The organism is Exiguobacterium sp. SH0S1 (assembly GCF_004337165.1).
GTDB classification, from domain to species: domain Bacteria; phylum Bacillota; class Bacilli; order Exiguobacteriales; family Exiguobacteriaceae; genus Exiguobacterium; species Exiguobacterium aurantiacum_A.
Window position 1 is genome coordinate 416,507 of sequence record NZ_SJVC01000002.1, and the last position, 13,734, is coordinate 430,240.

The following is a 13,734-nucleotide window of genomic DNA, read 5'->3' on the forward strand; positions in this document are numbered from 1 at the left end:
TTTTGTATGGGTCAGACGTGAAGTCTCTTCACGACCCGAATTTTTCCGTTTGGTTCTTTTTTGATGGCCGGCACATTTTTAAGACGGATTCGCATATTCGGTGTGAACAGTCGTTCCACTTCTTGCTTTAATATCGTCTCATGTTCGTTTTCGAACCGGTCCTCATCTTTGACATACAACATTTCAATCTGGTCGATCTCATGTTGGAGCACTTGGACTTGAAGTACCGAGTTCGGCAGTACGGCGACGGTCGCCGTCAAGTCGCCTTCGAACACTTTATAACCTTCCGGTGTCTCGACGTAATTCATTTGACGGCCATCGATCGACGAGATGACCGTACCGGTCTGGCCACACGGACACGTCTCATCGCTGAGTGTCATCCGATCTCCGATTCGATAACGGACGAGCGGCGTGCCATGGGTCGTGAAGCTCGTGACGAGCACTTCTCCGTTCTCTCCGGCCTCAATGATGCCGGTCTCCGGATGGAGGTGCATCCGTCCATGCTGACATTCGGTGACGAGCGGTGCGCCTTCTGAAGAAGCGTATTGGTCGTATACCGGGGCGTCAAAAACTTCTTCGAGCAATGCGCGTCCCCATGGCGACAACGTTTCCGACGTCGGAAAGATGGCGATTGGCTTGAACGTTAAGCGCATATCCGTGTCTTTTAAATACTTGGCGACTTCGATCATCGCGGACGGCGAACCGTCGAGGGCGTCAGGTTGAAAGTCGTTCAATGATTCGACGTAGGCCGGGATCGTTTTCGGATGAAAGTGAACGACCGAGTAGAGCATCTGTTTCATCGGAGCGTTATAACGCCAATAGACCGGCTCTTCCTGGCCGCGCGGACAAATCATCCGATCGGTGAAACTTGCTCGTTTCATCCCTTTTGTAAAGCCGTGCTGCTCTTTAAAGTAATCCAAATGGGCCATGCGGGCTTGGTAATCTTCGACCGTGAACCGGACTTGGAGTGCCGTCCCGGTCGTTCCACCCGTACACCCGACGATTGGTGCTTTAACATCCGAGAAAATAGTCGGTTCGGTACGGAGTGTCTCTTTCTCAAGCACTGGAATTTGTTTCAAATCGCTCAGTTGCAGAAGCGGCAGCTCCACGTGATGGCGGTCAAACAAGTCCCGATAGTAGCTATTATGCGTCTGACAAAACTTAAGGAACCGATTGAGCCGATTCAGTTGGGCTGTTTGCGGATCGACGAGCCGTCGACTTCGAAGCTTGGTCAACTCTTTTTCGTAATAGGGACCGTAACGCTCATGGTATAACTTCAACCCGTATAGCGAGATAAGCCAGTTTTGAACCGGCAACGGAGAGTTGGCATAGATTTTGTCTTGAAGTGACATCATCACTCGATTCCCTCCTTCAATGCATGGTGATACGCGATATACCAATCGATAAACTCATGCACCCCTTGTTCAATCGGGGTCTGTGGTTGAAAATCAATCGCTCCATACAATTCCGATGAATCGGCAAAACTTTCCGGTACGTCACCCGGCTGCAGCGGGAGTTCGTTCACGATTGCTCGCTTCCCTAGTTTTTTCTCGATGATTCGAATAAAATCCATCAGTTGGACGGGGCTATGATTCCCGACGTTGTAAACACGGAACGGGACGTCGCTTCGGTCCGGGAGCGGGTCGTGATAGTCAAACTCTTCGTCAGCGAACGGTTGAATGTCCATCAAGCGGACGATCGACTCAATCACGTCGTCGACATAAGTGAAGTCACGGGCCATTTGCCCATAGTTATAGACGTCGATCGGTTCACCTTTAATGATGGCTTCTGTAAATTTGTACAGCGCCATATCTGGTCTTCCCCACGGTCCGTAGACGCTAAAAAATCGTAGTCCGGTCGTCTTTAGACCGAACAGATGGCTATACGTGTGGGCCATCAGTTCATTCGCTTTCTTCGAAGCCGCATATAACGAGAGCGGATGATCGACCGGATGCTGTTCAGAGAACGGCATCTTTTGGTTCGAGCCGTACACGGAACTTGATGATGCATAAATCAATTGCTCGACCGGGAAGTTCCGGCACGCCTCAAGGATGTTTAAAAATCCGACGATATTCGATTGGATATAAGCGTCCGGATTTTCAAGACTGTAGCGGACGCCTGCTTGCGCAGCCAAGTTGACAACGATATCAGGACTCCGTTTCTCAAACACCCGTGTGACGGCCATTTTGTTCTCGAGCGAGTCCCGATACAGTTTGAAGTTCGGGTGCGTCAAGACGTAGAGACGCGCCTCTTTCAAATGAGGATCATAGTAATCATTCACTTCATCAATGCCGACGACGTGGTGCCCTTCTCGCAACAGCCGGCGCGCCAAATGAAAGCCGATGAACCCTGCGACACCTGTGACGAGCACAGTCTTTTTCATAACGTCTTCCTCCTTTGAGTGGGGTCGCTCGAACGAATCCGAACGGGCTCGATCTGAGGCGCGAACATATCTGCCATCACTTCTTCCGGGATTTCGCTATTGGCGACGAACAAGAGGAAGGACGTCAATGCGCTTTGTTGGTCAAGCAGATGTTCAATCGTACGTAAAATTGGTTCGACCGATTTGAACGGTCGCGTACAGCCGACAAAAATTTTGTCGTACACTTGATTTTCGCTGCGTTCGCTCGTGGCAAGCAGCTCCTCATACAATTTCTCGCCCGGCCGGATTCCGCTGTATTCAATCGAAATTTGCTCAAGCGTGAAGCCACTGAGCGTGATCATCCGTCGGGCCAAGTCGACGATTTTGACCGGCTGTCCCATATCAAGGACGAACACCTCACCGCCATTCGCGCGAACACTTGCTTGAACGACGAGCCGACTCGCCTCGGGGATGGTCATAAAGTAACGCGTCATCTCGGGATGTGTCACCGTGATCGGACCACCGCGTTCAATCTGTTCTTTGAACAACGGGACGACCGAGCCGCGACTGCCGAGGACGTTACCGAACCGAACGACCGAGAACGTCGTCGCACTATGACGCGCTTGTTGCTGAACAATCATCTCGGCGACCCGTTTCGTCGCGCCCATCACGTTCGTCGGATTGACCGCCTTGTCTGTCGAGATCATGACGAAACGTTCGACGTTGAACAAATCAGCGGTTTCGACCATATTTTTCGTACCATAGATGTTGTTCTTCACGGCCTCTTTCGGGTTCCCTTCCATGAGCGGGACGTGTTTATGGGCCGCCGCATGATAGACGATCTCAGGCTCGAACTGTTCGAACACTTCCATCAACCGCGCCCGGTCTTGGACGTCCCCAATGATCGGACAAATCTCCGTTTCCGTTTGTAAGTCTTTAAGTTCACGGTCAATCGAATAAATGCTGTTCTCGCCATGCCCGAACAAGACGAGACGACCGGGTTCGAATTTGATTAACTGCCGGCATAGCTCAGACCCAATCGATCCGCCAGCGCCTGAAATCAAAATGGTCGTGCCTTTTAGCTTATGTGAGATCTCGGATACGTCGAGTTGGACCGGCTCTCGTCCGAGCAAGTCTTCGATCGCCACTTCCCTGATCTCATTCATCGATACTTTTCCGGACGCAAGCTCTGAGAGCATCGGTAACGCGTGTGATTCGACGCCCGTCTTCTCGATTCGCTTGAGCAGTTGCAGCCGTTTGCTGTAAGGCAGGGACGGGATTGCGAGAACAACGACTTCGATCCCGAGCTCTTCAATTTTCCGCTCGAGCGCATCAATCGGGCCGATGACCGGTGTCCCATGGATATAGAGCCGTTGCAGGAACGGATTGTCGTCTAAAATACCGACGACGTTTAACACGTTCGTCCGATGTTCTTTCAACTCTTTCGTGATCTTTTGTCCTGAGTCCCCACCGCCGATGATGAGTGTCGCTTTCCCGCTCGGCGGTGCGTTCCGGAATCGGAAGAAAGACCGGGTTCTCGCCACGATCCGGATGAACAGCATCCCGTTGAACGCGAGCAGGCTCTGGACGAACAGCGCTTGATACGACATGTTCTCTAACACGATCAGGGCAGCACCGAGAACAATTAAATCACTCGTGAGCAACACGAGGGCGAGCAATTGTAGCTCACGCATCGAACCGTAACGCCAGTCAATCCGATAAACGCGTGTCATCCACCCGAGGACGAGCAGAGCTGTACTCTTCAGCGCTAAAATCGTCATCAACTTCGTCGTGTCCCCGGAGACGGTCGTGTCATGAGCGAACAACAGTTTGAACGTGAGAAAGATGGCCGCCGCCGCGATCGTCACGTCGAGCATCATAAGCATCGTGTTTTTTCGGTCCATCGGATAATGATTGAATCGAATAGTCATCCTGTCACCACCTTTAAAGATTGCCGAATGTAAACGGGTTATTCGCTGATGCTAGATTAGTACCCGTTCGAGATTCACAATCTGAAAGAAAACCATAGCTTTTTCATAGCAACGAAATTTAGCCATCAAACAGTTTTACGAATGTATGATGGCCATTTCTTTTTGTTTGTGAATATTTCCGCACTAAATGGGTAATATTGAAAGTATATGAGTCGTGAATTAGGTGTAAATTGTCAATAAGGAGGGGAATTTAGAAGTAAGTAAATATGCATGCTCGTCACATGACCTCTTCACGACTTGCTTACACCGTCAGTCACGAGTCTTTTATGTTCGTTGTCAACCGCAGTCGCGCCCTCGACCGTTTGGGCTTTCCTTGAGGACCATCATCGTTCAACCACACCATGACCTTTGAAGCAATCAAGCGCTTCTAAAAAGGAGAGACATCACGATGAAAAGATGGACAGAGCAGCAAATCATCTCATGCCTACAACAAGCAGCGAATGAACTCAAAGAATTCGATACGAAACAATACACACTCTGGGCCCGCAGCAAAGACGTTCCTTCCCTCTCGACCGTGATTTACAAATTCGGTTCTTGGCGCGAAGCCGTTCAGGCCGCTGAAATCAAAATGATGTACCGCTATTATTCGGACGAAGATATTTTAACCGCGTTAAACGAGGCCGCCGAAGAGCTCGACATCTTTACGAGCCAAACGTATCGGGAGTGGGCCAAAGTCGCACAAGCCCCATCGCTCACGCTGATCAGCAGTCGGTTCGGCTCGTGGTCGAACGCACTTCGCGAAGCGAAATTGCAGACGACGACGGCCCGCAATAACGAGGAGCGCATCATTCAGGCACTCATCGAGGCGTCCGCCGAACTGACACGTCTCACTTCACAGCACTACGCTGTCTGGGCGCAGGAGAAGGGATATCCGACCGTGGCAACGATTGCCCGGAAGTACGGCTCCTGGAGCTACGCCTTGTTCGTCCTCGATATCGCCCCACCGAAACGGAAATGGGACGAGGAGGACGTCATCGAGGCGCTCCGGGTCGCTAAAGATGAATTAAACCATTTCAGCATCCTTCACTACCGCAAATGGGCCGAAGGACGAAACGTGCCGAGCACGTCGACGATCAACGCCTTGTTCGGCAGCTGGACCGCCGCTTTGAAATGTATGGAACAACAGCAAGTCATCACATGACAAAAGCGCCGTCTCTCAATGAGACGGCGCTTTTGTCATGTGACGATCGTGATGAACAGCGGGATACCGACGAGCAAATTGAACGGGAACGTGACAGCGAGGGCGAGCGTCAAATAAAACGACGGCTCGGCTTCCGGGACGGACGCTTGGAGCATCGCCGGCGCCGCGATGTAAGAGCCGCTCGCAGCGAGCGTCATGAGCAAGATCGTACCCCCGTCAGACAAACCGGCCAGTCCGGCGGCAAAGTAGCCGACAACGGCCCCGATGAGCGGGAACATCGTCCCGACAATCAAAAACTTCATGCCGTACGCCGGGACGTCTTTCAGCTGATGGCCGACCTTGACCCCAAGGCTCAGTAAGAATAAGAGTAAGACGCCCGGGAACAAGTCGACGAAGAATGGTGTCAGCGCCGACGTGTCCGGCGTGACGAGTCCGACGACAAGGCCGGCGATGAGCAAGAGGATGCTCTTTGAAAGCATACTGTCCCGGATGACGGTGAACGACTGACTCGGGGCGGCCGTGATACCGAGCACACGCGTCTGGTTGTACAGTAAGAGCGCGACGACGAGACCGGGAATCTCGAGGACGACGACGAGCGTCGTCATAAACGGTTCATAGCTGATACCGATCCGCTCGAGCTGGGCGGTCGCAGCGACATACGTCACGAGCGAGACCGAACCGAACGTCGCCGCCATGGCGATCCGTTCGTGAAAGCTGAACTTGAGCAGACGACCGAGTCCAAAAGCGACGAGCGGTAAAACCATCCCGAGGACGAGCGTCACGGCGAGCGGTGCCGCAAGCTCGTCAAGCGAGACAGCGGCGAGCCCCATGCCGCCTTTTAACCCGATGGCGAGTAGCAGATAAATGTTAAGCGTCACACTGAGCGATTCGGGGATTCTTAAATTCGACTTTCCGAGGGCGGCAATCACGCCCGTCACGAACAGGAGCACCGGGGCGCTCGTCAATAAAAACGTCAATAGTTCCATTGTTTCCTCCTAGACGACAAAAGCGCACACCAAAGAAAGGTGTGCGCTGCATGCCGACGGCTCGAACACGGTCGTTCCGTCTAGCCGACAACTGTCGGGGTAGTTTTTGACAGCTCCGTTTCAGGACGGCGATGGAAAGTTCCCGTAGGCATTCTCCACCAATCCTGACGCGTCTCTGCTTCTAGTGTAAAAATGTCGTCACGCCTTGTCAATCACATCGTCCCACGGTGCATCCAACCGAAAGACGATGAGGCGTTCGCCTGTCTTCGTGCTGATGTCCGTATGGAGCGACACGAGCCGTCTCCCGAGCACGTCATGAATGATCGTCTCGAGTTGGACCCGGCCGGATTCGACGAGGTTGTTGCGGTATTTCTTTAACTGTTCGCGACCACTCGACTTCGCGGCGAGTTCATATTCGGCCGGGGTCAAGACGCCTTGCAGCGTCACGATGGCCAAATCGCGGAGTAGGTCACTCTTACACGTTAATGAACCGCGCCCGAGATACTCTTTCTCCCATTGGGTGATCCGGGCGCTCAGTTCCATCTCGAGCTGACCTTTTTTCGGCATCGTTACTTCACGAACCCGATCATCATCTCGCGAAGGATCTTCGCGGCGGCGATCGCCGTCATGTCTGACTGATCATACGCCGGTGACACTTCGACGAGGTCGGCACCGATGATATCGAGGTCAGCGTTGGCGATGGCATGGACCGACTCGAGCAACTCTTTCGTCGTGATGCCGCCGATCTCTTGCGTGCCGGTTCCTGGTGCGGCCGACGGGTCAAGGACGTCGATGTCGATCGTGACGTACACTTTTTTGCCGGCGAGCGTCGGTAGGACGCGCTTGAGCGGTTCGAGCACTTCATACTTGTACAAGTTGTAGCCGACTTCTTTTGCCCAGTCGAACTCTTCTTTCATCCCCGAACGAATCCCGAACGAGTAGCAGTTCGACGGCCCAATCAAGTTGGCCGCTTTTTTGAGCGGTGTCGAGTGCGAGAGCGGCTCGCCTTCGTAATCGTCACGAAGGTCGGTGTGCGCGTCGAGGTGCAAGATGACGAAGTCGTCCCCGTACGCGTCATGCATCGCCTTGATGACCGGCCACGTGACGAGGTGTTCACCACCCATACCGAGCGGGAACTTCCCTTCTTTGATGACGTCTTTGACGAACGACTCGATCATGTCGAGCGACTTTTGGGCGTTGCCGAACGGAAGCGGGATGTCCCCTGCGTCATAGACGGCCGCTTCGTTCAAGTCCCCGTCAAGGTACGGGCTGTATTCTTCGAGTCCGATCGAGACTTCACGGATGCGGTTCGGACCGAAACGTGAGCCCGGACGGAAACTGACCGTCCAGTCCATCGGCATGCCGTAAAGGACCGTCTTCGCATCCGTCACTTCCGGTAGGCTCGCGATAAACACTTTTCCTGAGTAGGCTTCATCGAATCGTTTGATCATTTCGTCAAGTCCTCCACGAATTTAGGAAGTACGAACGCCGCCGAGTGAAGCGCTGGCGTGTAGTATTTCGTCTCGATATCGTGGAACCGCTCAGCCGGTACTTGAAGCGGGTCGTACTTCTTCGAGCCGATCGTGAACGTCCACAAGCCGCTCGGGTACGTCGGCACGTTGGCTGTGTACAGCTTCGTGATCGGGAAGATCTCTTTCACGTCACGCTGTACCGTTTGGATGAGTTCTGGTGTGAACCACGGGTTATCCGACTGCGCGACGAAAATTCCATCGTCTTTGAGCGCTTTCGAGATTCCTGCGTAGAACCCTTTTGTGAACAAGTTCGCTGCCGGTCCGACCGGTTCAGTCGAATCGACCATGATGACGTCGTACTCGTTTTCCGATTTCGCGATGTGCATGAAGCCGTCTCCGACGATGACTTCGACGCGTGGGTTGTCGAGCTCACCCGCAATATTTGGCAAGTATTTCTTCGAATATTCAATGACTTTCCCGTCGATGTCGACAAGAACCGCTTTCTCGACTGTTGGGTGTTTCATAATCTCACGGATGACACCACCGTCGCCGCCGCCGACCACGAGAACGTGTTTCGGTTTAGGGTGCGTGAACAGTGGCACGTGCGCCACCATCTCGTGATAGACGAATTCGTCTTTATCCGTCGTCATGACCATTCCGTCAAGCAACAACATTGTACCGAACTCGTCCGTTTCGACCATCTCTAGTCGTTGAAACTCCGTTTGTTCGCTCTCATAAACGTGGTTAACCCGGAACGTGATCCCGTAATCTTCTGTCTGGTGCTCCGTAAACCATAACTTTAATTTTTGGTCCATCGATAGAACCCCTTTCTGTTCAAAAAGTTGTTCGTATGCGAGTGGCGTTTTGAGGCGCTTCTTATTCATACGATAGGAAGTATACAAAAACTGTCCGCATTTTGCACGATTTTTTTATTTATTCGTCCAGATGTGTGATTTTTCCATGAGGTTTAGCCGATAAACTGGATATAGATGTAGTTTATAACAGTAAAGGAGGGATCCTATGTGGTCTCCTTGCGTGGCCTGCTCCACGACAATCCCGCTCTTTGAACGGGGCTTGTTGGTCGTCAACGACCAACCTCAGCCATACGAATCATTTGATGAACTCAAGACTAAGCTATCTTCGGTCGAGGACAATGTATATTGTGTCAACCCTGCCACGAAACAGCAAACACCGATTCTACCAGCAGTCGATTTGCTCGAACAGATCGCCAACCGTGACACGATCGAGCTGATCCAACACGGGGAGTTCGAAAGTCACCTGCAACCAATCATCCATCTCGACACAGGTGAACGGTTCGGTTACGAGGCGCTCCTCCGCAGCCCGAACAATATCTCGCCTGGGGAGCTGTTCCGCGCCGCCAACCGGTTCGGACTTCATTCGAAGCTCGACCAACGCGCCCGGGCCGAGGCGATCAAAGCGACGTATCACGCCGTCGCACCTCACGAGAAGACGTTCATCAACTTCTTGCCGTCGACGATCTACAACCCGGACTACTGTCTGCAACACACGTTCGAAGTCATCGACCGCTACGGGCTCAGTGCCGACCGGTTCATCTTTGAAGTCGTCGAGACGGAGAAAGTCCAAGACGTCGCTCATTTGCAGCACGTGTTCGCGACATATAAAAAACGCGGCATGAAAGTCGCGCTCGACGATGTCGGTGCCGGCTTCTCGACGCTTGACATGTTACAGCGGCTCGAGCCCGATTACGTCAAAATCGATCGGTCGTATATTTCGTTCTGTGACCAAGATGCCGAGAAACGCACGTTCTTGAAGAACGTCCGTCAATTGACGCGTTCGATGGACATCACCATCCTCGCCGAAGGGATCGAACGCGCCGAAGAGGTCGACGTCTGTCGCGAACTCGGTTATGATCTCGCCCAAGGCTATTTCTTCGGCAAACCGGCTGCACCAGATGATGTTACTTCGCTTAAATCGATGCCACTCTGATAACAGAGTAGCATCTTTTTTAGGTTTTAGAGAAGAACGTTCGGGAGATAGGATAACTAATAGAAGTTTTTATCGATACGGGCAAAAAGGTGGGAGATCAGTGAAGACCATCATCGTAAGTGTCTATGCAGGCATACTCGGTATATTGATTGGATTCATTAGCTGGATTTTTTTATCAGTCGTCTATAAAGGAATTCACTTTGTCTGGCATACCGTACCCGAACGAGTCGAAAGCCCTTTTTACATCTTTTTCGTACCGCTCGTAGCCGGAGTCTTGATCGGACTATTACAACGGCGATACGGGCCGATGCCGCGCCTGATGCCAGAAATTTTAGAAGACAGGAAGACCTCAGGACGGATTACCTACCGCTACATCGGATTCACGACGCTCACCGCTCTTCTCGTCTTGATTGGTGGTGCTAGTCTCGGTCCCGAGGCGGCTCTCATCGGAATCGTCGGCGGGCTTACGACTTGGTTTGCCGAACGACTCCGTTATGTCCGGCACGAGCTGAGTGAATTGCAAGAAGTCGGGCACGCGGTCGTTCTCGGGATTGTTTTCAACGCACCATTGTTTGGAGCGCTCGCAGCCGAAGAAACTGAACATAAAAAGCAATCGATGCTGAACTTACTGGCAACTCTTGCTGGAGTCGGGACGTTTTATCTCCTCAACCGATTGGACGAACGTCCACCTTTTGTCGTCAAGTTCCCCGCCATCGAGTCAATTCAGCTTGACTGGTCGATTTTATTCATCATCCTGATTGGCATGGTTTTTGGTTGGCTTTATTTACTAGCAGAGCATGCTTTGATGAGTCTAACCTCTCAAGTACCTATCTTGTTTTTGACAATCACAGGTGGAATCGGAATCGGTACGATGGCTCTCATTTATCCAGACCTCTTATTCTCTGGGGAAGAGACCATTTTAGAGTATTTTAATGATTGGGAGCGTATTCCGCTGTATACACTAGTATGGTTTAGCTTTTTAAAGCTATTTTTTACCGCCTTTTGTCTCGCCACCGGCTGGCGTGGTGGACATATTTATCCATTGCTTTTCTCTGCTTTCACCCTCGGCTACTTTTTCAGCGGATCATTCGACCTCGATCCAACTTTTGCCGTCGTTTTAGCGACGAGTACCCTGCTTGCGACTACTATGCGCCAACCGTTGGCGATTATCGTCCTGCTCGTCTTGTTCTTTCCTCCGAACAGCTGGGTTTATGTATTTGGAGTCGTGGCGATTGTATCAAAAATCCCCCTTCCCGCGTTCATCCATCCTAATGTACACAATTGATTTCAGTATGAAAAAAAAGGGTATTGGATGAATAGTTATGCAGTGCCTGGAAAGGAGGATCGTTTATGAACGAATACAACGTCGCAATTGAAAATTTAGTTGATGCAGTCAGTTCAGATTGGATTAGTATCATCTTAGCCATTTTGGTGGTCCTCATGGGGATTGTCGTATTCTTTTTTGTCGTCATGACAATCGTCGATATGTTTTTATCGAAAGACATCCTTTGGGGAATTGTTGAAATTGTCGCTCTATTCGTTGGTATCGCCGTTTTATTTTCCGTCTTTTACTACTGGAACCGTAATCGAACGAAAGCACAATTCGCTCTCTTCCTCGTTTTGTTCTCACTCGTTGTCAACCTGTACTTCTTCATACGCTACGCGAATGAGATCAACGCCGTATTAAACAGCTTGTATTAAGACGAGGGGACTCCCCTCGTTTTAAACGTTTTAGAAAGTAGGTGCCTTTGTTGAAGCGACGAGTCATTCAACTGATCATGATGATAGTCAGTCTCGTTTTACTATTAGTTTTTTTGTTTTGGGTTGACACGCTCACTCCGTTTTTAATTTTAATCGGGGTTTTCGCGCCGCTCATCGTCGGTTGGAATATTTTATTTGACCAAGTTCAACCGCAAGCGAAGCTCGCATGGCTGCTCACCGTCTTGTTCATCCCGTTTCTCGGCGCTCTCGCCTGGGTGCTATTCGGCCGGACGCCGAAACGCCATCGCCGGATCAAACGAACTTCGTCTGAGATTCGTATGTTCCGGCAAGCAATCGAAGCCGACCGCGTCGAGACGACGAATGACGTATCCGACCGGTTCCCTCTCACGAGAGCGCTTGAAAAACTCGGGGCGACCGGTGCCGACGGTCATACGGCGACGAAACTACTCGTCAACGGAGATGAAAAGTACGACGCCGTGCTCAAAGACATCGAGCAAGCGACGCACCATATCCACGTCCAATATTACTTGTTCCGGACCGATGAGATCTCCCTGAAGATTCGCGACGCCTTAATCAAAAGATCCAATGAAAACGTCACCGTCCGTTTTCTTTATGACGGTCTCGGCAGCCAAGAGATCAGCGAAGAATTCCTCGAGCCGCTCCGCAAGTCGCGGGTGCACGTCGAAGCGTTCGATCCGGTCGTGCATCCGCTGCTCGTCTTTAACGCCAACTTCCGGAATCATCAAAAACTCATCGTGCTCGATGGACGGATCGCCTACACTGGTGGGCTTAATGTCGGCGATGAATATCTCGGCAGGCATAAGAAGCTCGGTTTTTGGCGAGATACGCATTTGCGTGTCGAAGGCCCGCTTGTCCGGGAGCTTCAGCGTCTGTTCATCGAGAATTGGCTTTACGCTGGACACGAAGAAGAGAGCGAGACGTGGGACTTGTTCGCCGACGCTAAACACCTTCCGGAATACTTCATTAACGAACCGCAAGACGCGAACGGGGCGACACAACTACTCGTGACGTCTCCCGGTAAGGACGTCACGATCCGGGATGGGCTGATGCGTCTGTTGATGGAAGCGAAAGAATCGATTTGGATCACGACCCCTTACTTGATCCCGCCGCCCGAACTGCTCGCCGTGCTAGAAGTCGCGGGGAAAAGCGGCATCGACGTTCGCATCGTCGTCCCAGGACAAGGCGACGAATGGTTCAGTTTCCATGCGACCGAATATTATTTCGAGCAACTGCTGAAACGGAACATCCGCATTTATAAATACAATCGTCATTTCATCCATGCAAAAACCGTCCTCATCGACGGCAAGATTGCGCTCGTTGGGACGGCTAACTTTGATTTCCGCAGCATGTATTTGAATCATGAGATGACGATCGCCCAGTTCGAGACGTCATCAATCGGTCAACTGCATGACGCGTTTTTGAAAGACTTCGACGAGTCGATTCTCGTCGACTGGTCGATGCTCCGAAAAAAATCGAACGGCAAACGGTTCATCGAGGCGTTCTGTCATATCTTCTCGCCGTTGCTTTGAAACACACGCCAGAGGAGATAAATGAGCACGAGTAGCGCGATCAGCACGAATTGCCAACCGGGCGCAACACGCATCACGGCCGTGACCGCGAGCGCCTCGATGAGGAGCGCCGGGATTTTCCCAATCGTGCTCGCCGCGGCGAACGACGGGAGCGTCATCCGACTGAACGCGGCCGATAACGTGACGAGTCCGGACGGAACGAACGGTATGAGTCGCATCCCGAGGACGAGGAACCACGCCTCAACCCCGCTCGCCTCGCGGAGACGCTTGAAGCGCTTTCCGCTCGGTGACGTATACGTTTGTAGCGCACGTCGGTACAGTACGAAACTGATGACCGCTCCAACCGCCTCACCGATGATCGAGACAGTGACGCCGAGACCGAAACCGAGAATGTTTACGTTCAGCGCCGTCAAAAACGCGCTCGGTAACACGCCAGCGACGGCGATGGCACTGTTCAAGACGATGCTGATGACGACAAACAGCGGGATCGGGAGCAATTCCCATTCCATCATTCAAACCCCATTTCAAAAGGCTGACCCCGC

13 protein-coding genes are annotated in these 13,734 nt (G+C 52.0%); 5 read left to right on the top strand and 8 right to left on the bottom strand.

Annotated features, from left to right (window positions below; genetic code table 11):
* Positions 1 to 11: 11 nt before the first annotated feature.
* Genes EVJ20_RS08820 through EVJ20_RS08830 form a run of 3 tightly spaced genes read right to left on the bottom strand, consistent with a single transcriptional unit; the run spans position 12 to position 4,293 of the window.
* Positions 12 to 1,355 (bottom strand): phenylacetate--CoA ligase family protein, encoded by a 1,344-nt coding sequence (locus EVJ20_RS08820; RefSeq protein ID WP_131464638.1) that lies wholly within the window; start codon positions 1,353 to 1,355, stop codon positions 12 to 14.
* Complete coding sequence (locus tag EVJ20_RS08825; RefSeq protein ID WP_131464640.1) at positions 1,355 to 2,383, bottom strand: NAD-dependent epimerase; 1,029 nt, start codon at positions 2,381 to 2,383, stop codon at positions 1,355 to 1,357. The genes EVJ20_RS08820 and EVJ20_RS08825 overlap by 1 nt, the downstream gene beginning before the upstream one ends.
* Positions 2,380 to 4,293 carry a polysaccharide biosynthesis protein gene (locus EVJ20_RS08830; protein WP_131464642.1) on the bottom strand — a complete coding sequence of 638 codons (1,914 nt, stop codon included), beginning with the start codon at positions 4,291 to 4,293 and terminating at the stop codon, positions 2,380 to 2,382. Before EVJ20_RS08830 ends, EVJ20_RS08825 begins: the two co-directional genes overlap by 4 nt.
* Before the next feature lie 448 nt (positions 4,294 to 4,741).
* On the opposite strand from EVJ20_RS08830, the gene EVJ20_RS08835 reads away from it, so the two are divergent.
* Positions 4,742 to 5,494 carry a homing endonuclease associated repeat-containing protein gene (locus tag EVJ20_RS08835; RefSeq protein WP_131457752.1) on the top strand — a complete coding sequence of 251 codons (753 nt, stop codon included), beginning with the start codon at positions 4,742 to 4,744 and terminating at the stop codon, positions 5,492 to 5,494.
* A gap of 35 nt (positions 5,495 to 5,529) precedes the next feature.
* Here EVJ20_RS08835 and EVJ20_RS08840 read toward each other — a convergent pair whose 3' ends face one another.
* The 4 genes from EVJ20_RS08840 to speE form a co-directional block, all read right to left on the bottom strand.
* Positions 5,530 to 6,480, bottom strand: coding sequence for a sodium-dependent bicarbonate transport family permease (locus EVJ20_RS08840; protein ID WP_131507928.1), 951 nt, complete (start codon positions 6,478 to 6,480; stop codon positions 5,530 to 5,532).
* A gap of 198 nt (positions 6,481 to 6,678) precedes the next feature.
* Positions 6,679 to 7,047, bottom strand: coding sequence for a DUF2294 domain-containing protein (locus EVJ20_RS08845; protein ID WP_131464646.1), 369 nt, complete (start codon positions 7,045 to 7,047; stop codon positions 6,679 to 6,681).
* 2 nt (positions 7,048 to 7,049) lie between these two features.
* Positions 7,050 to 7,931, bottom strand: a complete 882-nt coding sequence (gene speB, locus EVJ20_RS08850) for an agmatinase (protein WP_131464648.1) — start codon at positions 7,929 to 7,931, stop codon at positions 7,050 to 7,052.
* Positions 7,928 to 8,767, bottom strand: coding sequence for a spermidine synthase (gene speE, locus EVJ20_RS08855; RefSeq protein ID WP_131507930.1), 840 nt, complete (start codon positions 8,765 to 8,767; stop codon positions 7,928 to 7,930). Before speE ends, speB begins: the two co-directional genes overlap by 4 nt.
* A 205-nt stretch (positions 8,768 to 8,972) precedes the next feature.
* Here speE and EVJ20_RS08860 point away from each other — a divergent pair, with 205 nt between their 5' ends.
* The 4 genes from EVJ20_RS08860 to cls all read left to right on the top strand — a co-directional run bounded on the left by EVJ20_RS08860 (position 8,973) and on the right by cls (position 13,192).
* Entirely contained in the window at positions 8,973 to 9,920 is a 948-nt protein-coding gene (locus EVJ20_RS08860) for an EAL domain-containing protein (protein WP_201739220.1), read from the top strand.
* Positions 9,921 to 10,020: 100 nt separating this feature from the next.
* Complete coding sequence (locus tag EVJ20_RS08865; RefSeq protein ID WP_161567014.1) at positions 10,021 to 11,205, top strand: chloride channel protein; 1,185 nt, start codon at positions 10,021 to 10,023, stop codon at positions 11,203 to 11,205.
* A gap of 65 nt (positions 11,206 to 11,270) precedes the next feature.
* Positions 11,271 to 11,621, top strand: a complete 351-nt coding sequence (locus tag EVJ20_RS08870) for a hypothetical protein (protein WP_131439249.1) — start codon at positions 11,271 to 11,273, stop codon at positions 11,619 to 11,621.
* A gap of 41 nt (positions 11,622 to 11,662) precedes the next feature.
* Positions 11,663 to 13,192, top strand: coding sequence for a cardiolipin synthase (gene cls, locus EVJ20_RS08875; protein ID WP_131464652.1), 1,530 nt, complete (start codon positions 11,663 to 11,665; stop codon positions 13,190 to 13,192).
* Here cls and EVJ20_RS08880 read toward each other — a convergent pair.
* Positions 13,168 to 13,701, bottom strand: coding sequence for a TVP38/TMEM64 family protein (locus tag EVJ20_RS08880; protein WP_236633713.1), 534 nt, complete (start codon positions 13,699 to 13,701; stop codon positions 13,168 to 13,170). The genes cls and EVJ20_RS08880 overlap by 25 nt on opposite strands.
* Positions 13,702 to 13,734: the final 33 nt, after the last annotated feature.